This window comes from Butyrivibrio sp. NC2002 (genome assembly GCF_000702265.1).
In the GTDB taxonomy this organism is placed as follows: domain Bacteria; phylum Bacillota; class Clostridia; order Lachnospirales; family Lachnospiraceae; genus Butyrivibrio.
The window spans coordinates 102,046-124,510 of the sequence record NZ_JNKZ01000004.1 but is presented as its reverse complement, the minus strand read 5'-3'; the positions used below and the strand labels follow the sequence as shown (position 1 = coordinate 124,510).

General features: G+C 41.6%; 14 protein-coding genes. 11 read left to right on the top strand and 3 right to left on the bottom strand.

From position 1 onward, the window contains the following. Window positions 1–63: 63 nt before the first annotated feature. The gene (locus T543_RS00495) at window positions 64–6,546 is read left to right on the top strand and encodes an InlB B-repeat-containing protein (protein WP_035764623.1); all 6,483 of its coding nucleotides are present in this window, start codon (window positions 64–66) and stop codon (window positions 6,544–6,546) included. A gap of 136 nt (window positions 6,547–6,682) precedes the next feature. Here the strand turns inward: T543_RS00495 and T543_RS00490 are convergent, their stop codons facing one another. Beyond that, window positions 6,683–7,543 carry a YitT family protein gene (locus tag T543_RS00490; RefSeq protein WP_035764610.1) on the bottom strand — a complete coding sequence of 287 codons (861 nt, stop codon included), beginning with the start codon at window positions 7,541–7,543 and terminating at the stop codon, window positions 6,683–6,685. Window positions 7,544–7,668: 125 nt separating this feature from the next. Between T543_RS00490 and T543_RS00485 the strand changes: the two genes are divergently transcribed. The 5 genes from T543_RS00485 to T543_RS00465 all read left to right on the top strand — a co-directional run bounded on the left by T543_RS00485 (window position 7,669) and on the right by T543_RS00465 (window position 13,421). Further along, the gene (locus T543_RS00485) at window positions 7,669–8,664 is read left to right on the top strand and encodes an ATP-grasp domain-containing protein (protein WP_035764608.1); all 996 of its coding nucleotides are present in this window, start codon (window positions 7,669–7,671) and stop codon (window positions 8,662–8,664) included. 33 nt (window positions 8,665–8,697) lie between these two features. Continuing rightward, complete coding sequence (locus T543_RS00480; RefSeq protein ID WP_035764606.1) at window positions 8,698–9,819, top strand: glycosyltransferase family 4 protein; 1,122 nt, start codon at window positions 8,698–8,700, stop codon at window positions 9,817–9,819. Window positions 9,820–9,846: 27 nt separating this feature from the next. Next, on the top strand, window positions 9,847–11,163 hold the full coding sequence (locus T543_RS00475; RefSeq protein ID WP_035764604.1) for a nucleotide sugar dehydrogenase: 1,317 nt from the start codon (window positions 9,847–9,849) through the stop codon (window positions 11,161–11,163). A 104-nt stretch (window positions 11,164–11,267) separates the two neighbouring features. Continuing rightward, window positions 11,268–12,113 carry a DUF2334 domain-containing protein gene (locus T543_RS00470; protein ID WP_035764600.1) on the top strand — a complete coding sequence of 282 codons (846 nt, stop codon included), beginning with the start codon at window positions 11,268–11,270 and terminating at the stop codon, window positions 12,111–12,113. A 27-nt stretch (window positions 12,114–12,140) separates the two neighbouring features. After that, window positions 12,141–13,421: a glycosyltransferase gene (locus T543_RS00465; RefSeq protein ID WP_035764598.1), complete on the top strand. Its 1,281-nt coding sequence runs from the start codon at window positions 12,141–12,143 to the stop codon at window positions 13,419–13,421. 87 nt (window positions 13,422–13,508) lie between these two features. On the opposite strand, the gene T543_RS00460 is transcribed toward T543_RS00465, so the two are convergent. Further along, the gene (locus T543_RS00460; RefSeq protein WP_035764596.1) at window positions 13,509–14,615 is read right to left on the bottom strand and encodes a glycosyltransferase; all 1,107 of its coding nucleotides are present in this window, start codon (window positions 14,613–14,615) and stop codon (window positions 13,509–13,511) included. A 1-nt stretch (window position 14,616) separates the two neighbouring features. Beyond that, window positions 14,617–15,732, bottom strand: a complete 1,116-nt coding sequence (locus T543_RS00455) for a glycosyltransferase family 1 protein (RefSeq protein ID WP_035764594.1) — start codon at window positions 15,730–15,732, stop codon at window positions 14,617–14,619. An 81-nt stretch (window positions 15,733–15,813) separates the two neighbouring features. Between T543_RS00455 and asnB the strand changes: the two genes are divergently transcribed. The 5 genes from asnB to T543_RS00430 all read left to right on the top strand — a co-directional run bounded on the left by asnB (window position 15,814) and on the right by T543_RS00430 (window position 22,442). Continuing rightward, window positions 15,814–17,748 carry an asparagine synthase (glutamine-hydrolyzing) gene (gene asnB, locus T543_RS00450; protein ID WP_035764592.1) on the top strand — a complete coding sequence of 645 codons (1,935 nt, stop codon included), beginning with the start codon at window positions 15,814–15,816 and terminating at the stop codon, window positions 17,746–17,748. Beyond that, window positions 17,745–19,016, top strand: coding sequence for a glycosyltransferase (locus tag T543_RS00445; RefSeq protein ID WP_035764585.1), 1,272 nt, complete (start codon window positions 17,745–17,747; stop codon window positions 19,014–19,016). The genes asnB and T543_RS00445 overlap by 4 nt, the downstream gene beginning before the upstream one ends. 157 nt (window positions 19,017–19,173) lie before the next feature. Further along, complete coding sequence (locus tag T543_RS00440; protein ID WP_242839426.1) at window positions 19,174–20,577, top strand: MBOAT family O-acyltransferase; 1,404 nt, start codon at window positions 19,174–19,176, stop codon at window positions 20,575–20,577. A 26-nt stretch (window positions 20,578–20,603) separates the two neighbouring features. Next, on the top strand, window positions 20,604–21,704 hold the full coding sequence (locus tag T543_RS00435; protein ID WP_051638427.1) for a hypothetical protein: 1,101 nt from the start codon (window positions 20,604–20,606) through the stop codon (window positions 21,702–21,704). A gap of 102 nt (window positions 21,705–21,806) precedes the next feature. After that, window positions 21,807–22,442, top strand: a complete 636-nt coding sequence (locus T543_RS00430; RefSeq protein ID WP_330369882.1) for a sugar transferase — start codon at window positions 21,807–21,809, stop codon at window positions 22,440–22,442. The last annotated feature ends 23 nt before the right edge of the window (window positions 22,443–22,465 follow it).

Here is a 22,465-nt window from a genome sequence, read left to right as displayed (position 1 = left end):
GAATATTTCTTATAATAATTATACACAGTAGTTATATGTATTCTTAAGAAGGGGGAATTGCATATGCGTAAATCTTTCTTTAGAAAGCTGGCAATGATCTTGGCAATGGTTTTAATATTTACAACCTTCGGATCCGATTACAACAGTATCGGTGTTCGTGCCACAGAAGATGAATCTATGCTGGCTGATTCCATTGATGAAAATGACACTATAGAAGATGAGGCAGATCTTTTGGGAGACATCGAAGCCGAAGAAGAGGCTGAAGAGGTAGAGGAGCCTATTGAAGAAGAGCCTGAAGAGGAGGTTGAAGAACCTGCCGAAGAGGCTCCCGAAGAAGAGGTAGAAGAACCTGAAGAAGAGACTCCCGAAGAACTCACTGCTTCTGAAGAAGAACAGGTAGAGGAAACTCCTGCTGAGGAAGCACCTGCAGAGGAGACACCTGCAGAAGAGACACCTGCAGAGGAAGCACCTGCAGAGGAGACACCTGCAGAAGAGACACCTGCAGAAGAGACTCCCGCAGAAGAGGCTCCTGTAGATGAAACACCTGCAGCTGAAGTTCCTGAAGAAGTGCCTTCCAGCGTTGTTACAATAAATTATGCAGCAACAGAAGGCGGCTCTGTATCAAAGCCTTCAGAATCTGTTGATCTGTCAGTTGAAGGAGCAGCTTTTGAAGGTGCTATTGCAGAAGCAACAGAAGGATACGACTTCATAAACTGGACAGATGCAGCCGGTAACCCGGTTGGCGAAGAAGAGAGCTTTGTTCCGGCAGATGCTCAGATTATAGATGGCGCTACATATACTGCTAATTTCGAGAAGATCGAAGTAGAAGAAGAGCCTGAAGAAGAAATAGAAATGCCTGCAAAGGATTTCGAAGGCAGCGCCGGAGATATCTCTGTAAAAGTAAGCGCTCCCGAAGGCGCATTCCCTGCAGATACAGAAATGAAAGTATCTGTAGTTGAGGATCAGGGAATACTTGATGCTGCAACAGAAAAGGTTGCAGGAGAAGTAGAGAGCGTAGCAGCTGTAGATATATCATTCTGGTACAAAAAGAAAGAAATAGAGCCCCTCAAGGCTATAAGCGTAGTACTTCAGAACACAGCAATCGCTCAGGCTGAAAATACTGACGTTGTTCATATTGATAATGCAGGTGAAGCAGCAGTTGTTAGCGATCCTCAGGTAAGTGGAGATGAGGTAGCATTTAGCTCAGACGCATTCTCAATTTATGTAGTTGTTACCAGCAGAGATCCTGATGCAAGACTTCGTGTTAAGTTCATGAACGGAACAAAAGAGATAGCTTCAATGCTCGTAAAACAGGGCGATAACATGGAGCAGGTTCTCTATGATCCCGGTGTTGACGATCAGGAAGATGGAACTATTTTCAGAGGCTGGACAACAGAAGAAGATTATACTTTAGATACTCAAGGTCTCACTATAGAGGAAGTAAGAACAGCAGTTGAACGTATGCTTCCTCCTGACATAGATGCAGATGAAGAAGGCGCTGAGCCTGTTATCTACTATGCTATGTTTAGCAGAGGATATAAGGTTTCGTTCTTTGATATGAATAACATATCTCTTGGTTCTGATACTGCAGAGATAAGCGAGACAGCATCTGATAAAACTGCAAATTATACTATAACTCTTGGATATACACCTATTGACGACTATCACAATTTTGAAGGCTGGTTTGTAAAGTCAGGTAGCAGCAATATTAAGGACTATACTGAAGGAAAAGTATATGGCGTAGGTGATGAGATTGTTATTTCCGGAGATGTAGAGTTTTCAGTAAATGCACCAGAAGGTCATTGGCTTGTATTTAATGAGAATGGTAAAGGTGCAACTTATGTAGCTCCTCAGTTTGTATATAGTGGAAAGTATCCGGAAGAACCTACCATTGATATGAAGAGAAATGGATATAATTTCGCCGGATGGTATAGAGACGAGGCATGTACTGAAGGTAATGAGTTTAACTTTAACGAATACCTCGTTGATAGAACGAATATTTTTGCAAAGTGGGAAGCGAAAGATAAGGCTCCATATACAGTTATATTATGGCTTCAGAACAATAAGAGAAGCGGATATGATTTAAAGGAAGCTTATATAGAGAACGAAGGAAAAGTTGGACAGAACATTCCTTATACTATTGTTGACAACAGGGACGAAGACTATGTAAAGATTGGTAATGATAAAAACGTTGAAAAGCATTATATAGGATTCAACCTGAACAGAGATAAAATAGCAGACGAGAAAATAAAAATCACTCCTGAAGGTGATACAGTTCTGAATCTGTACTTCGATAGAATAGAGTATAAAGTAAGATTCTATTACTATAGAGATAATGGAAATGGCAATAACAGATATTCCTTTGCTAATAATTCGAATAGGGGAGGTAATATTTGGGGTATTGCAACATGGCATGACGACCAGAGAAATCATCCTACTCTTGCAGGCTTAGAGGATCATCAGGCTACTGTAGAAGGGTTTACTGCACATTATTTCGAACTTGATGCATATTACGGAGAAGATATAAGTGCAAAATGGCCAAAATATGAACAAATACAAGGCGTGGGAAATTATTATCCTGTAAGCTTTATCATGATGGTCGGCACTAAGCTTAAGCCCAATCAGTCAGCAGGTGGCGATGGTACAGTTAAGGGACTTGTTTCTGTATTAAATGAGAATATCCTTGGTAAAACCAATGTGGCAGAAGGTAATGATGGTAATTTCCTTATAGTAAGATTCCCTGGTAATAGTAATGACTGGAGATATCATATTTGGTATGAGACTGTTGAAGGTGAGGATTATTCCGGGAAAACAGTAAAGACTGTTGATGGTGTTACTTATTATGAGGCAGATGTTATTCAATCACGCTCAAGTAATACAAATGTTACAGAGCAGAATGCTCCTAAATATGATGGCTATATCTGTTATTCAGAAAATAACAGAGAAGTAGGCTTTGATAATAACTGGAGAAAGAACAGAAGCTGGACTACGGAAAATCCGACAGTCCATCACACAAACTATCTCTATAGGCGTGAAGTTTATAAAGTAGCATTCTTTGATGGAAAATATATAGAAGGTGATGAAGGTAATTTCAGAAGTAACGACAATCATCTGTTTAAAGAAAGCGATGAAATAGATCAGGGAGCTCTAATCCCGGATAATGTAAAGAATTATGTTCCTGATCTTCCTGCAGGTGAAAGCGGATATATTTTCGATGGATGGTATACGGATGCAACTTGTAATACTCCCTTTAACTTTGATACTACGATGCCTATAGGCGGAATACGAGTATATGCAAAGTGGAGAAAGATTCAATATCGTGTATTCTTACATCCAAACTCAGATAGAGATGAATCTCTTTCATGGGGATCTGATAAACAGGGAATGTGTTTCCGTGTAAGTTATGGCGGAAAGATCAGCTTACCTAAAGGAGTTAGAAATGAATACGTTTTCGTTGGCTGGTATACTGATGACGGAAAGATGTTCAGCGCAGATACAGTCCTTAACGACATGACTGTGACAACTCCATATGACTGGGATAATCACTTTACAGATGATATGGATAAGCACGGCGAGGGTGCAACCTATAATAAGGATAAGCAGGAAAACAGATATTGGGTTAAAAATGAATTCAATCTGTACGGAAGATGGAGTCAGGTACTTGAAGGTGCAGATGGCATTAAAGTTACATATATTAAGACAGATTCTGATTATGATCCTGCAGTTACAGGAGAAGGAAACCCTGTTGACTCTAATATTTATGTAGATAATGCAGAAGCATCAGCAGTTGCTGCAATTAAAGCACCTGAAGGATATCGTTTTGATCACTGGGTAATGCAGAAGTATGATGAAGATAAAGGAGATAAAGGAGAATATGTAGATGTAGAAAACTCAGTGATTTATCCGGGATCTAAATTTAATGTTCTTGCAGCAAATGCAAAAAAAGAACCTACAGGAAAGGTAGATGCAAGCGGCAAGCCTCGATACAACTATACGGTTCAGTTAAGACCGTCATTTAAGAAGAATGGAGAACCCACACCTACATTCATACCGTGGTTCAAAAATGATGGAGAAGCAGCTTTCCATGTTGATAATGTAGCCAACTACAAGAAAAGCACACTTGGTATCAATGAAGCAGTAGCTATTCAGGCAGCACCTACACGCACAGCATACACATTTAAGGGCTGGGCAATTGTAAATATGGGTAGCAGCGATGAAGAAGTAGACATTTTCATGACAACAGAAAGCAACTATAAACAGTCTGCACTTATTATTGAGAATGGTGCAGAACTTCCTTCCAATATGCTCCTTTACTACAATGGTACAAATTTCTACAGAGATAGTGCATTTGAGAAAGAAGCAAATAAGGTAGCAGCAGATGAAGCAAAACCTTATCAGGCAATCTTCGCAGTATGGGAAAAACCTGCAGCAACGTATTCAGTAACCTACGAATTCGTAGAAGGATCACCTGAAGGTGCAGTAGCACCTGTAGATGAAAATAAGTACAAGGCAGGAGATACTTATACAGTACAGGGACTTGCAAGTGTTCCTGAAGGATACACCTTTAATGGCTGGAAGATTGGTGGAGAAGGCAATGTTGTAACAGGTAAACAAGTGATGCCTGCAGACAACGTAGTTCTTGTTGGCTCCTTCACACCGATCGACTACAATGTGACATACTCATTTGTAGAAGGATCACCTGAAGATGCAGTAGCACCTGTGGATCAGAATACATACAACGCAGGAGATACTTATACAGTACAGGAACTTGCAACTGTTCCTGAAGGATACACCTTTAATGGATGGAAGATTGATGGACAGGAAGAAGTAGTTACAGGTAAACAAGTGATGCCAGCAAGCAATGTTGAGCTTATTGGTTCCTTCACACCGATTGATTACAAAGTAACCTACGAATATGTATTTGTAGATTGCCCTCGTCCTGAAGTAACAGAACCTATAGATGAAAATACTTACAATAAAGGTGATACAGTTAATATCCTTGATGAAGATTATCTTGAAGGCTATGTTTTTACAGGCTGGACCATTGATGAAAGTGAAGTAAGCGGCACATTTACGATGCCTGCAAACAATGTAACAGTTATAGGAACCTACGAAAAGGATCCTGAAGCAACATATGGCATAACATATATTGTAAGAAATGAGGATGGAGTATATGATCATGGTCTTGTTTCATGGCCTGATAATCCTGAATCATTCGATCAGATGACCTATGAAACAGTTCCTTGGATCCGCTCAACTGATGGAATTATCGGATCAACTGCAAAGCCTGACGCAGGTTACAAGTTCGACGGCTGGTACATGTATGCAGAGACCCGTGAATTTGAACTTAGAGCACCTCTTGATGCATCAGTTATCGGAAAACTTGTAAGTCAGGAAAAAGTACTTACTCCTGAAGTTATCAGCTCAGAACTCAAAGCACTTTGCGGAGAAACCGGACCGTTTGTAGGTGCACAGTTTGAAGCAAGATTTGTGCTCGACGATGATGATACTTACACAGTTTCCTACGTTGCAAGGGCTGGAGGAACGACATCTAATGATAAGGATGCTGATATCCAGAAGACAAAGACAGATAAGATCACAGGATCTGAAGCACAGCCAATGGCTGGATATGAGTTTGATGCATGGTATGTTGTTAAGAAGAATGAAGCAGGCGAAGATGTTGAGGTCAAGCTCGACGGTGTCGGAGAAAAGCTTAGCGTAGATGATGTAATCAAGAATCTTAACTACACAGATGGCTATCCTGATAGTTCTGCCGGATATATCTCAGGCGAAGCTCAGGAAACTTACACACTTTACGAAGACACAACATTTATAGCAACCTTTAAGGCAATAATCTATAACATCAAATTCGAGTACAGAATAGCTGATGGTGTAGAGAAGCCTGCAAACTGGGATGCACTTCTTGCAGAAGCTGCAACTCATAACAGAACAGCAACAGCCGGTGAAGTATTTGATTGTCCTGACCTTCCTACAGTAGAAGGATACACATTCGGTATCTGGAATATGGAAGAAGTTAAGGCTGAGATGCTCGGAGTTAAGCTGTCGGATGCACTTTCAAAACTTGGAGCAGTACTTACAGGCAAGATCACAAGCCACGCAGCAAGTCAGACAATGACAATGCCTGCATCGGATATAATTGTCTACAGTATCGTGACCAAGAATCCTGATCAGCTTGATCCTATAATCGATCCTATAATCGATCCTGTACCTCCGGTTGTAGATGACGACGATGATGATGATGATGATGACGATGATGACACACCTGCAAGACAGGCTCCGTTCGTTGAAAACGATGATGACAATGATGACAATGATGGTGGTCAGGTTCAGGGTGTAAACCGTCCTCAGGAAGAGGCAGGAGTTCTCGGAGCAAAGAGAGAAGAGCCCGAAGAGGCAGGAGTTCTCGGAGCAAGACGAGGCGGAACAGATGATACAACAGACGCTTCCAGAACACTGGTACTTCTCATTGCGGCAGGACTTGTAGCAACACTTCTTGTAACAGGAAAAAGACGCAAAGAAGAATAAGAAAGCAATGAATGACGAAAAGTCATAAGGCAATCGCTAATTGAAAAAAAGTCCTTCACTCATTATAAAATGTGGGTGAAGGGCTTTTTCTTAAGCATTTATGTGACGTTATCGTTAAGAAATTAAAAATTATTGATCAATCTCTGGGCTTTAAATAGAAGTTACCCTGAAGACGCTCGGTTCTAATGGTGTTGATAAAGGCTTTGTGGTCGAGCTCTTTGACCGCGGGAATAACTTTTCTTACATCGGAAGCGCTGACAACGGAATAGATTACTTTCCTGTTGTTGTGTTCAAAGCTTCCTTCGCCGTGGATAAGTGTAGCACCGTGATTGGTTATGTCATAGATGAGTTCGCATACTTCCTCGGGATACTCGGTTATTATGAAAAGTGTTTCCTGCTGATAGGTTCTGTACATTATATGAAGAACCTGGGTTGCAACATACTGGAATATGATCGAATAAAGCGCTTTGTCCCAACCAAATAGGAAACCTGCAATAGTGAGGATCACGCAGTTTCCCGCAAGGATTATTGGAAAAGCATCGATTCCTTTTTTCTGGGATAAATAAATGGATATAAAGTCTGTTCCGCCGCTTGTGGCATCAACCATAAGGCATATGGAAAGTGATACGCCGCCCAGGATTCCGCCAAATACTGCGATGAGCAGAGGGTCGTGGGTTATAAAGTGTGCAGGTATAAGATCGACGAAAATACCGTTTGCGATGACCATTATCATGGAATATAGTGTAAACTTTTTACCGATATAACGGAAACCTATATAGATCGGGAATATGTTAAGCAGTATATTGATGGGTGTGTATGGAATCGCGAATGAAAAGTACTTGAGCGCGATACGCTGAATGATGATGGTGATTCCCTGCGCTCCACCGGGGTACAGACCGCCTGCATTTACAAACGTCTGGATATTAATTGCCATTAAAAAAGCCGCTACAAGAACGACTGCTAATCTTACAGAACCTCTTTTAAGATCTATTTTCATACCTACTCCAAAATATCAAGATTTAACAAAGCACTTCCTTTAAGTTATAATACATTATGCTGAAGGCAATTTTCAATTGTTTACTGCAAGTTTTCATAGGATTTTTGGAAGGATAAATACAGAATATGACTAATATTTTGATTCTCAGTGCAGGAACCAGAAATAAGGTTGTGCAGGCATTTAAAAAAGAGCTTGAGGGAAAGGGCAAAGTGATTGCTACTGATTGCTCTAATATTGGACCTGCTATATATGATGCGGATAAGTGCTATATCGTCCCAAGGATCGATGCGCCGGATTATATAGACTGCATTTTGGATATATGTAAAAAGGAAGAAATATCCGGTGTTTTGAGCTTGATAGATCCTGAGCTGTCGCTTCTTGCCAAAAATGAAGACAGGTTCAGGGAAATAGGCGTAACGCCACTTGTTTCCAGCTATGAGCTGTGCGAGACGAGCCTTGATAAATACAGGATGTATGAGATGCTCACAAAGCTTGGAATACCTACTGCAAGGTGCTACAACACTATTGAGGAGTTTGAAGCTGCAAGAGAAAATGGGGACGTTGATTTCCCTGTTTTTGTAAAGCCAAGAGCAGGAAGCGCTTCGATCAATATCAATTCGGTAAGATCGGATATCATGCTTAAAGCTCTCTACAATGACTATGAAGGGCTGATGATCCAGGAGTTTATGCGCGGACAGGAATACGGCGCAGATGTATATATAGATCTTATTTCCGGCAAGTGCACATCTATCTTTCTTAAAAAGAAGATAAAGATGCGTGCAGGCGAAACCGATAAGTCGCTGTCTGTAAAAGATGAGAGACTCTTTTCACAGATACAGACCTTTGTTGAGAAGGTTGGATTTAGTGGAATGATAGATATCGATCTGTTCCATGACGAAGAAAATGACGAGTGGTATCTATCTGAAGTTAACCCGAGATTTGGCGGTGGTTATCCGCATGCCTATGCATGCGGAGTCAATATACCGCGCCAGATAATAAATAACCTTGAAGGAAAAGAAAATGAGCCTGCAATAGGCGAATATGAAGAAGGCGTAGTCATGATGAAATATAACGAGATCATGGTAAAACCTGCAAAAGACCTTCAGGGCGGAAAGCTCTAAAGGGTATTCCAAAAACAAAATGGAGACAAAATAATGAGTAAGATTTTGATACTTGCGAATTCTTCAGGGGGACTGTACGACTTTAGAAACGAGCTGATAACAAGGCTTATAGCGCAAAAGGATGACGTTGTCATATCTCTTCCGGATGAACTAAGGGTACCTGAACTTATGGCAGAAGGTGCAAAAGTTGTCCATACAGATATAAACAGGCGCGGAATGAACCCCATAGAGGACTTTAAGCTTCTTAAGGCATACGAAAACCTGATAGAAGCTGAAAAGCCCGATATGGTTGTGACTTATACCATCAAACCAAATGTATACGGAGGCTTTGCTGCAAGGAAAAAGGGAGTGCCGTTTATATCAACGATAACGGGACTTGGAAGCGCTTTTCAGGATGGAGGCTTAAAAAGGAGCATAATAAAGCATCTTGTCATTATGATGTACAAGATGGGACTTAAGGGCTGCAGCTGCGTATTTTTCCAGAACAAGGAAAATCAGAATAAGTTTAAGAGATTCGGTATCACCAAAAAGCTAAAGACAAGGCTTGTAAACGGGTCCGGAGTTGACCTTGAAAAGCATGTGCCTCAGGATTATCCGGGACATGAGGATAATGTGGTCAGATTTTTATATGTAGGAAGGCTCATGAAGGAGAAGGGAACCGCTGAGTACCTTGAAGCGGCTCACCTTATGCATGAGAAATATGGTAATAAGGTTTCGGTAGCGACTATCGGATATTTTGATGAGGACTTCGGAGACCTTATCGAGCAGGCAAGAAAAAGAGGAGAGCTTAAGACAATACCTTTTAATAAGGATATAAGACCTTATCTTAAGGAGGCCGATGTCATAGTAATGCCAAGTTATCATGAGGGTATGAGCAATGTCCTTATGGAGGCCAGCGCAACCGCAAGACCTGTTCTTGCAAGTAATATCAGTGGATGCAAGGAGATCGTTGACGACGGCGAAACAGGATTTTTGTTTAAAAAGCAGGATGCAAAAGCTCTCTTTGATGCGATGGATAGAATGGCATCTCTTGATGTCAGCCAGAGAAGAGCTATGGGGCTTTTAGCAAGAGCAAAGGTTGAGCGAGAGTTTGACAGACATAGTATAATAGATGCGTATATTGATGAAATATTAAACGTAATGGAAAAAATGTGATAAATAATTATTTTAGGAGATAAAACAATGAGTTTGTATGAAAAGCTCCTCGCAGGTGAGGAGAAACTGTCACTGGTTGGTCTTGGTTATGTAGGAATGCCTATAGCTGTTGCATTTGCCAAGAAGATTAAGGTAGTAGGATATGATTTTAACGCAGAGAAGGTTGCTCTTTATCACAGAGGAATCGATCCTACAAGAGAAGTCGGCGATGAAGCTATCAAACAGACAAAGGTAGAGTTCACAGCTGATCCCGAGAAGCTTAAGGAGTGCAAATTCCACGTAGTTGCAGTTCCTACACCGGTTAATGATGACCATACACCGGATCTTACACCTGTTGAGAGTGCAACAAGAACTCTTGGTAAATACCTTACAAAGGGTTCGATCGTAGTATATGAGTCAACAGTATATCCGGGAGTTACTGAGGATATATGTGTGCCGATCCTTGAAAAAGAGTCAGGACTTAAGTGCGGAGTTGATTTCAAGGTTGGTTATTCACCCGAGAGAATTAACCCCGGTGATAAGGTTCACAGACTTGAGACCATAACCAAGATTGTTTCAGGTATGGACGAAGAGACACTTGAAGAAGTTGCCAATGTATATAAGCTTGTTGCTCTTGCAGGAGTTCATAAGGCAGAGAGCATCAAGGTTGCCGAGGCTGCCAAGGTTATCGAGAACAGCCAGAGAGATATCAACATTGCATTCATGAACGAGCTTTCAATGATCTTCCACAGAATGGGAATCGATACAAAGAGCGTTCTTGAGGCAGCAGGTACTAAGTGGAACTTCCTTAAATTTACACCCGGTCTTGTAGGCGGACACTGCATAGGTGTTGATCCTTACTACCTTACATACAAGGCTGAGTCACTTGGCTATCACAGCCAGATCATTCTGTCAGGTCGTAGAATAAACGACGACATGGGTAAATATATCGCTGAGTGCTGTGTGAAGAATCTTATCGCTCAGGATATAGGCGTTAAGGGCGCAAGAGTCGGAATCCTTGGATTTACATTCAAGGAGAACTGCCCTGATACACGTAATACTAAGGTTATTGATATCTACAACGAGCTTAAGGAATACGGAATTGATCCTATTGTGATCGATCCTCAGGCAGATAGTGATGAAGCTAAGAGATTATATGGCATCACTTTTGATTCTATGGATGAACTTCACGATATGGATGCAGTTCTTGTTGCTGTAGCTCATGAGGACTTTTTGTCAATAAAGCCTGAAGATGTGAAGAAGTGGTTTAATCCTGCTCACAAAACAAGAGTATTCCTTGATATCAAGGGAATCTTCAACAAGGCAGATTACGACACAGATGAATTTGCATACTGGAGACTGTAATTAACAGATGGTGAAACTATGCCGCGAGCGGGATAAAACTCGCGGCATATTCTGTATATGCGCTTGACAGCGCGCGTTTCAAAAAGATATATGCAGGGGTTTGTATGAAGATAGTTATTCGTATGGATGATATTGCTCCGGGAATGGATATGGGGAAATTCCGGAGATTCAAGAGAATACTTGATGAACACGGAATAAAGCCGCTTATTGGTGTGGTTCCTGATAATGAGGATCCAAAACTCATGGCCGGAGACGATGATGATGTAAGAATTGCTCAGGCTGCTGAATCTGGAGTTAAAGTGTCCGACAGGGAAGAGGGGCCATTCGACATAGAAGATAACAAGGATGAAGGCTTCGGATCAGAAAAAGATGCGGAATTCTGGAGAATGGTAAGATCCCTTCAAACTGAGGGGTGGATCATAGCCATGCACGGACTTCATCATAAATACACAACTAAAAAAGGCGGCCTTTTGCCGCTTAATAAACAGTCGGAGTTTGCAGGTATTGACCTTGAGGAGCAGATCAAAATGCTAAGGCAGGGTAAGAAGATACTTGAAAGCCACGGCATAGCGACTGACTTTTTCATGGCACCGAGTCATTCGTACGATAAAAATACAATAAGAGCCCTTCTTGAAACGGGCTTTAGACGCATCACCGATGGATTTGGGACTAAGGCTTACAGAAGATTTGATATCACTTTTTATCCGATATCATATAATAAGAAGAGCGCGGTGAAAAATAATAGCGAAGGATTTACAACGTTTGTTGTTCACACAGGGACTATGACAGGTGATGACTTTGCTTATTATGAAAAGCTATTTAGCGAAAAAAATGTTGTGAGCTTCAATGAATGGCTATCGGTAGAGCCTGTTGAGGCTTCTGATTTTCAGGGAATAAAAGAATATATAATGGCAAGGGTAAAATATATTCTGGTACATAAAAAGTTTTGATCATGAGGGATTTGGAGGAGCATATTCATGCAAGAACCAATAAGGATATTACACGTTTTTGGAAAATTGGGACTTGGCGGCGCTGAGAGCAGGATAATGGATCTGTACAGGCATATAGACAGAAGCAGGGTGCAGTTCGATTTCCTGGTACATTGTGAAGCTGAAGCAACAGGGAAAAAGTGTCCTACTTCAGATGAGCTGATGCTTGTAAGAGAGCCCGACTATTTTGATGCTGCGGTCAAAAAGCTTGGGGGAAATATCTACTGCGTTCCCAGATTTCACGGTACAAATGCAAGGGACTATAAGAATGCGCTGAGGATGTTTTTCATGCAGCACAGAGGCGAGTGGAAGATGATCCAGGGGCATATGACGAGTACTGCTGCTATATATCTTCCTATAGCCAAGAGCTGTGCGATTCCTGTGACTATAGCGCATGCAAGAAGCGCAGGAGTAGATCCCGGGATAAAGGGCATGGTTACCAAGATGATCAGAAGACCTCTGTCCAGTCAGGATACCTGCGACTTTAGATTTGCATGTACTGAAAATGCGGCAAGGGCTGTATTTGGCGATAATCTTACTGACAAGGGGCTTGTTGAGATAATTCCGAATGCGATCGATCTAAGGCGTTTTGTCTACAATGAAGAGGTAAGGAAAAAAATAAGGCATGAGCTGGGATTATCCAATGCTATTGTAATAGGTCATGTCGGGAGATTCCATTTTGCCAAGAACCATGAGTTTCTACTCAGGGTATTTGCGGCATTTATGAATATCCTTAATCATGATGATGCCAATTCCTTCAGTATGCTTCATGGTATGAGGATCAAACTCATGATGCTGGGCGAAGGTTCACTTATGGATGATATGAAAAAGCTTGCGCATGATCTTCATATAGGTGATTACTGCATATTCTGCGGAAATAGAAGCAACGCAAATGAGTACTATCAGGCTATGGATTATTTCCTGTTCCCTTCAAGATACGAGGGACTTCCGGGAACTGTGGTTGAGGCTCAGGCAGCAGGACTACAGTGTCTTGTGTCAGATTCGATAACTACAGAGGTTGATATCACTCCTTTAGTTAGCAGACTCAGTTTAGATGAAGATCCTTCAGTATGGGCAAGGAAGATGCTAAATGATCTGATGCTTTCGGGAATCGGGCAGGAGGGAGAATTTGAAACAGATGAAGTCCTTCCCGTCGGCGATAGGCAGGCGTCATCAGAGCCTGTTATCGAGATGATAAAGAAGGCGGGATTCGATGTTAAGACTCAGGCACAGAGAATGCAGTTGTTTTATACAACAGGGAAATTTTGAGCTAATAGGCAAACAGATTCAGATAATTAGATAAAGATAATTAGATAAAGACAATTAGATAAAGACAAAAAAGGTCGCACGGTTTATTTATCGTGCGGCCTTTAATGCTTTGCTGATAAATTCTTCCCATTCTTTGCAGATTTTATCGGGGAGAACCTTTGATACTATACTCTTTGCATTGTTTCCAAGTTCTTTTGCATATTCTTTATCTGAAAGTATTTCGTCCATGGCATTTGAAAGTGCTTCTGCGTCTCCTACGGGGACGAGAAGACCTGATACATTGTCATCTATCAGTATCCTTGAGCCACCGCAGGGGCAGTCGGTTGAAATGCTGGGGATTCCAAGTGCCATGGCTTCGATAAGTACGTTGGGCATTCCCTCAAAATCAGATGATAGTACAAACATAGCAGAGCCCATGATTTCTTCTCTTATGTTGTTTGATACGTCCATGAATTTTACCTTTTCGGTAAGGGCATTTTCTTCTACGTACTTTTTAAGTGAGGAATAGATGTCATCTTCCTGTGAGCCTCCGTAAATACAAAGTGTATAGTCAGGGTGGCTTTTGGATACTTTATTAAATGCCTTAAGAAGAAGCATCTGGTTCTTCTGCTTTGATATTCTTCCGATGTTTACGATCTTTTTCTCGTTGGATAAAGGAAGAGTCTCAGGGAGCGGAGTTAGAAAGGCTTCGTCAATTGGATTAAAGATGATGACCGATCTGTCTCTGAAATCCTTTGAAAAGTAGTTCATGGCATCAGGTGTCTGGAACACGCAGCCTGCTGCTTTTTTCTCCATATATCTTGTCGAGAAGCGGTGCCCCGCGTAATCTTCAACAGGGTTGTTTCTTACGGAAACGATGAGGGGAGTTTTCATTCCAAAGAGTGAAAACGCGCTTCTAAAGTTTGCCTTGGCGCAAAATGAGATAACAAGGTCGGGGCTTTCTTTTTTGATGCATTTTCTTAATCTTGCAAGTCTTGTAAATGCCTTGCTGATCCTGCCCTTTGTTTCTTCGCTTTCAGATAAACCGACATTTATGCGCTTTACTTTATCACCGAGGGAATATTCGTTTTCCGAAAACCATTCGGTGGCAACTATTACGTCATGCCCTGCAGCGGAAAACTTGCGGGACAGGATGCTTACAACGTGTTCTGCGCCGCCGCGTCCCATGCTGTTTAAATGAAATAATATCTTCATGTCATTTATTCTCCCCGGGTTTATTTGAAAGCTCTGTGAGCATCTTTTCATAATCTTTAACCAGGCTTTCAAGGTCGTAGCCAAATGATCTGATGCTATCAACCTGGCAGATTCTGTCTGACCCATAGGTTTGCTCTCTTATTTCAATTGCCTTTTTAGCCCATGAAAGGGGAGAGTCCTCGATAGACATTGCGTTTACCAGATTGTCAGTGACCTTAACATTTGGCGTTATGGTATCTGAAATAAGCATTGGAAGAGCGCTTACCTGAGCTTCTATAAGTGTGAGCGGGAGTCCCTCAAATATTGAAGGGAAGAGCATCACATCAAAAGCAGAGAAAAACGCATCTGCATCGTGCCTTATTCCGGTTAGTATTACTTTGTCATCAAGAGATAAGGAGGATATTTTTTCCTCTATGGAACTTTTGAGCTCGCCCTCTCCAAGGCAGATGAGAACTGCTTTGTCATCAAGGGCTGCAATTTCCTTAAATACGTCTAGCAAAAAAGTATGGTTTTTGGAAGCGATGAAATTGGCAACATGGCCGTAGATATGCTTTCCTTCGAGATTAAACTCTTTTATTATCCTTGCCTTTTTTTCTGCATTAAAAGAAAATTTGTTAAGGTCGATGGCATTGTTTATTACTGTATAATCCCTGTTTTTATACATCCATTTACCTGCATTTTCAGAGCATGCAAGCCTTACATCCGTAACCTTTAATAAAAGCTCTCTGCCGATATAGTGAGCGAGCTTTTTGGGGTCTGTTTCGTTGTGAGAATGACAGACGGTTACTGCGTGCAGTCTTTTTGCTACAAGAAGCTGCGGCGCGATCAGGGCATTTGCGGTGTGTCTTATTACGATGTCATAGCCGCCTTTTTTTATGATGTCAGAGAGAGTATTAAGGTTCTTTAGAGGATGTCTTGTCATTCTAGGGAGGAGATATACGTTTCCGCCCATTTCCTTTATCTTATCCTCGTAGCCGCCCTCTCTTATGTCGTGAACCGCGAAGTCAAAAGAAAAACGGTCTAAGTCTATGTTTTCGTATATGTTCATTATGAAGTTTTCCATTCCGCCGGGATACATTGCTCCGACGATGTGAAGAACCTTGATCTTACTGTTCATATCAGCCTCATAAAAGTCGTTTGCTAAAAAAGTAAGAGTAGTATAACATATTTTAGAGGATAATACTAAGAAGGAGCGCCTATGTGCGGAATCTGCGGATATATTTCCAAAAATATAATTTCAAGGCAAGACCTTGCGGCAATGAATGACACAATGATACACAGAGGTCCCGATGATAGCGGCGTTGAGCTCTATGACGGACCGGGTGGCTATACGGTCGGACTTGCACAGCGAAGGCTTGCAATATTAGATCTTTCTCCTCTGGGACACCAGCCTATGGAGTCTGAGGATGGAAGGATATCCGTTGTTTTCAACGGTGAGATATATAATTTTTTAGAGCTTAAAGAGGAGCTGTCGGACTACAGTTTTAAATCGACCTGTGATACGGAGGTGATCCTTGCGGGATACCTTAAGTGGGGAGTAGATGTTATCGACCATATCCATGGCATGTTTGCGATTGCAATTTATGACAGGCAGTCACAGGAGCTGATCCTTGCAAGGGACAGGATCGGTAAAAAGCCCTTATATTACTATTTAAAAGATGGCAATCTGATCTTTGCATCCGAGCTTAAGCCTATTATGAAGAGCCCCGGATTTAGCGGAAGGGTCAGAAGATCAGTTATACCAAGATATATGTTCCAGCAGTATATAAATGCTCCCGAGAGCATTTTTGAGGATGTGTGGCAGCTTCCGCCCGGATCTGTACTTCGCTTTTATAAGGGAGAGGTGACAATCCGCAAGTACTGGGATATCAAGAAAGTCTACCATGAGCGCAGGAAAAATCCGGTTTCCGGTTATGAGGAAGCAAAGCAGGGGCTTAAGGATAGACTTAGGAAGTCTGTTGCTGACAGAATGATAGCAGATGTGCCCCTGGGAACGTTTTTGTCGGGAGGCTATGATTCGTCACTTATTACTGCGATCGCGCAGGAAAACAGTGATAAGCCGGTAAAGACTTTTACGATAGGTTTTAATGTGCCTGACTACAACGAGGCGGAGTTTGCCAAAAAAGTAGCAGAGCATCTTGGTACAGATCACACCGAGCTGTACATAGATGAAAAGGAGATGCTTGACCTTGTTGAGAGTATTCCTAAGTATTTCGACGAACCCTTTGCGGATGAGTCACAGATACCTACCATGCTTGTGTGCAAGCTTGCAAAAGAGAAGGTCACTGTTGCTCTGTCAGGCGATGGAGGAGATGAGTTTTTCTGCGGCTATAATATATATGAAAATATAGCTAAGGCAAGGGAACTTGACCTGCTTGGGGGATTGGCTCATGCAGTGGGAAGCATCCCTTTTGGAAAAGAAAAGCTTATCGACAAAATGCCTTTCAAGGTTCGCACTATCGCTGAAAACAGAGATATAGAAACAAAGACTCAGCTTGCTTCAGCTTCTTATATAAGGGCAGCTCATGCATTTATGACGGGAAAAGAGCAGGATGATGCAACTGTGTCCTATGATGATTACATAAATGGAAGAGGCTACGGAGATTATTTTCCATGCAAGTATCCTGTGGAGTCATATTATGAGGAGCCTTCCTGGCAGATAAGGAGAATGCTCCTTGATATGGATACTTATCTTCCGGGGGATATTCTGGTCAAGATGGACAGAGCATCCATGAAGTACTCTCTTGAGTGCAGATGCCCTATAATGGATACGGAAGTTATGGAATACAGCTTTGCCATTCCGCATGAATATAAGTACGCAAACGGCGATAAGAAGCATATCCTAAAGGATATTGCTTATGACTATATTCCAAGGGATATTTTAGAGCGCCCTAAGAAAGGCTTCGGAGTTCCGATGGATGCCTGGCTGAGGGGTCCTCTTAAGGAAAAGCTTCTTGACTTTAGTGATGAGAGTTTTCTTAGAAGACAGGGGATTTTTAACCCTGAGTATGCTTCGAAATTCATACGAAGCTACCTTGAAAAGGGAGATGGAGGCTCGGGTTCGGGAGCCAATTTCTCCAAGCTGTCGTGGAGCTTTTTAAACTTCCAGCAGTGGTATGAGAGATACTTATGATAAATGAAAATACAGACAATCTGAGAAAAAAGCATATAGCCATGTACATAGGCTCTTTAAATAAGGGCGGAGCTGAGAGAGTTATGTGTAACCTCGCTGAGTATTTTAATAAAAGAGGTTTCAGGGTAACTCTGGTTACGACTTATCTTGCAGATGATGAGTACGAGGTAGCAGGTGCAAACTGGATAAGAGAAGATGATTTTGCCAAAAACGGTGACGCGTTAAATGAAGGCTACCATGCTTTAGATGTGCTATCTCCGGAGGATGCTCCTCGCAGGGTGTATGTAAAGCAAAGTGAAGATACAGGGATAAACCGCGTATTTTCTGCACTTATGCCTGATGAGAGAAAGGGAAGAGTTTCTAATTTCGTAGGGAGGGTAGGCAAGCTCAGGGCGATATGGAAGGCGCTAGAGCCTGACCTTATACTATCTTTCCTTGGAAAAAACAATGTGATGGCGATTTACTCAGCTAGAGGTCTTGGAATTCCTGTCGTCGTTTCTGTAAGGTCCAATCCTTCAAGAGAGTATGCTGCAAAAGGGCTTAATATGGCCATGAACGTGCTGTTTAAGAGGGCAGCAGGTGTTGTTGTGCAGACTACAGGTGCGAGAGATTATTTCAAGGAATCCATAAGGAAAAAGTGCGTGATCTTGCCTAATTCCGTGCACCAGTCCTTCATGAACGAAGAGATAACGGAGTTTGAGGACAGGGAGAAAACAATAGTATCTGTCGGAAGGCTTGATGATAATAAGAACCAGATCCTTCTTATCAGGGCTTTTGGAAAGATAATGGATAAGCATCCGGAGTACAGGCTTGTTCTGTACGGGGACGGCCCCTCAAGAAAAAAGTTTGAGAGTGCGGCAGATTCTTTGATGAAGGATGCGAACAAGGGCGCAATTACCTTTATGGGGAATGCCTCTGATATTCCGGCGAAGATAAAGAGTGCGGGGATATTTGTTCTCTCATCTAAGCAGGAGGGAATGCCAAATGCGCTTATTGAAGCCATGTCACTTGGTATTGCCTGCGTTTCAACGGATTGTCCCTGCGGCGGTCCAAGAGATCTTATATATAATAATGAGAACGGAATCCTTATCCCTATGGGAAGTGACGAGGAGATGACAGATACTCTTGCAGATGCGCTCCTTAAACTAACAGAAGATAATGATTTTAGGAAGAAGCTTTCGGAAAATGCTCTTGAAGTGAGAAAGCTTTACAGCCCTGACCGCATCAACGGTTTGTGGGAGGAATATTTTAATAAACTCATGAAGTGAGTATAGAGCGCACTAGCGCGAAAGAAAGGCAGTGTAGGTAGCAGTGCAATTTAATTCATACATTTTTATATTGTGTTTTTTGCCGATCGCGCTACTGGGATATTTCGGACTGCACAATATAAACAAAAAAAACGCGGCTCAGGGGTTTCTTCTCCTTATGAGCCTGTGGTTTTACGGATATTTTAATCCATCATATTTACTTATAATCTGCGCAAGCATAGTTATAAACTATGTGCTATACAGAGGGATGGATGCAGGGAAGGTGCCTAAAAAGGTGCTTTTATCTCTGGGACTTATCTTTAATATAGGACTTATTTTTTATTTTAAATACTACGACTTTTTCCTTGAAAATATAAATGCATTATTCAAGACGGATTTTGTGCTAAGGCATATTACGCTGCCGCTTGGAATCAGCTTTTTCACTTTTCAGCAGATTTCATTTATTGTCGATGCGTACAGGGGAGAGGTCAGGGATTATTCTTTTATAGAATATGCGTTGTTTGTGTCATTTTTTCCGCAGCTGGTCGCAGGTCCAATCGTTTTGCATAAGGAACTTATCCCTGAGTTCAGGAATAAGGAAAAGTATAGGCCAAGCTTTGATAACTTAAGCAGAGGTCTCATGATCTTTTCAAGAGGACTTGCCAAAAAGATGCTGATAGCGGATATGTTTGGCGGTGCGGTAGACTTTGGGATAAATCAGGCAAGCGTTGTTGCTGTTGGAGAAGGAGCACTTACAAGGCCTGAGATTATTATTTTGATGCTGTCATATACATTCCAGATTTATTTTGATTTCAGCGGCTACAGTGATATGGCGACGGGACTTGGAAGAATGTTCAATTTCGATATTCCGATGAACTTTAATTCGCCCTATAAGGCGCTGTCCATAGCTGATTTCTGGAAGAGATGGCATATGACACTCACAAGATTCCTTACAACCTATGTTTACATACCGCTTGGCGGTAACAGGAAGGGCAAAGTAAGGACCTATATAAATACGATGATCGTGTTCCTTGTCAGCGGTATATGGCATGGTGCAAACTGGACCTTTATTTTGTGGGGAGTTCTTCACGGAATAGGACAGTGCATAAATAAGCTGTTCCATAATGTGTGGCGTTCAGGTTGTGGGTTCCTTGAAAAGAGCATGGCAGGAAAGCTTTTGTCAAAGCTTTTTGGAGCTTTTGCCTGGGTCATAACTTTTGCATTTTTAAATGTTACATGGCTATTATTCAGGGCAGATTCTGTCACTATGTGGTTGCAGATCTTAAAGAGGCTCACGGTTCTTAATCTTGATATAAGAGAAGACATGCTTGAACCCTTCAGGATTCCTAAGTTTTCATATCTGCTTTCGGCACTATCCCTTCCTTCGTCGGATGGGGCAGCTCTTAGGATAAGCTGCGCGCTTGCGATGGCTTTTGCACTGATCATCTGCCTTTGCTGCAAAAATAATTATGAGAGAGAATATAAGTTAAATATAAGGAATATGCTGTTTACGGTTGCTCTTTTGTTTATGTGCATAATCTCTATGAGCTCGATCTCAACCTTCCTGTATTTTAACTTTTAATTTTACTACTTGGTTTGGGTGAAAAAATGACGTCAAAAAAATGGTTTATTTCCTGCATAGCGCTATTACTTGCGGCTCTTGTCACGGTTGGTGGCATGGTCTTTTTTGTGGACCCGTTTTTTCATTACAGAGCACCAAATAAAGCTTTGTTTTACAGGCTCTATGACCAGCGCTCCCAGAATGATGGGATAACAAAGCATTTTGACTATGATGCGATAATAACAGGCACTTCCATGGCGGAGAACTTCAAGGCTTCGCAGTTTGAAGAGCTTTTCGGGGTAAAGACTATAAAGGTTGTGTATTCAGGTGCAACTTATAAGGAGACCAATGATAATCTCAAGGTTTCCTATGAGAGCGGGCATGATCCAAAGTATGTGGTCAAGCCTCTTGATTATTCACTGCTTGTGCGCGATAAAGATGAGCTGAGGCTTGATATGGGTGAGTACCCTGAATATCTTACAAACAGCAATCCCTTTGATGATGTGAAGTATCTGTTTAATAAGGATGTATTTTTAAGATACACGCTGCGCTCTCTTTTGTGGTATTTTCAGGGCAAAGATGGCGGATATACGAGTTTTGATGAGTACAGTAATACTTCCGATGAGCATGTGTACGGAAAAGATTATGTGCTCGTTGGAAGAAAGAAGTTCAAGAATCCCAAGCAGGTTTTGAACGTGACGGATGAAGAATATGAGATGGTACTGGGAAATGTGAGACAAAACGTGGTAGAGATCGCAAAAGAGCATCCTGAGACTACGTTTATATATTTCTTTCCTCCTTATTCAATGGTATATTTTGGCGAGCTAAGAGAAAATGGCGAGCTTTCTAAGATGATCCGGTATAAGCAGGCTGCTATAGAAGAGATGCTTGAGTGCGAGAATATTCATATATACAGCTTTTCTCTGCATACGGATATAACAGCGGATCTTGACAGGTACAGGGATGTGGCTCATTACGACAGCATGGTAAATGAGGATATCATAGAGCTTATATATGAATGTGAGAGCGGGCTTTCGGCTGAAAATGCAGGAATATCCGACAGGATAACTAATGAAAATAAGGATGAATACTATAGAGCTGAAGAGGAGCTTCTCCTTAATTTTGACTATAATCAGCTTGTAGGCTAGAATGATATGATTGCTATAGGATAATGAATTTCATCAGAGATTTGATATCTGAGTAAATCCCGGGAATTTCCGGGAATAAAATATGGAAGGAACTTTGGTGTTTTGATCTACGAAAGATTTATTAAGAGATTACTGGATTTTATTATAGCGCTCTGCGTACTTGTAGTTTTTAGCCCGCTATACCTTATTTTGATAATTCTTGTAAGGGTTAAGCTGGGTTCACCTGTTATCTTTTCTCAGGAGAGACCGGGAAGATATGGGAAGATTTTCAGATTATATAAATTCCGTTCAATGACTGATAAGAGAGATGAAAATGGTGAGCTTTTGCCGGATGAGGAGAGACTTCCCAAATTCGGAAGGGTATTTAGGGCTACCAGCCTAGATGAGCTTCCGGAGTTTTTCAATATTTTAAAGGGTGATATGAGCCTTGTTGGACCAAGACCTCTTCTTGTAAAGTATCTTCCCTATTATTCTGAAGAGGAGATGCACAGACATGATGTAAGGCCGGGACTTACAGGGCTTGCCCAGGTTAACGGCAGAAATACTGTTGGCTGGGAGGACAGATTCAGATATGATGTTGAATATGTAAACAACTGCTCATTTTTGATGGACCTTAAGATAGTTGGAAGGACTATCGGAATGGTGGTCAAAAGAAGCGGCGTACAAAGCGGCGCTGAGATGAGTACTATTGATTTTGATATTTACAGAAAAAAGCAGCTCGAAGAAAAAGAAAAGTGATTTGGGATACTGCAGCGATCAAA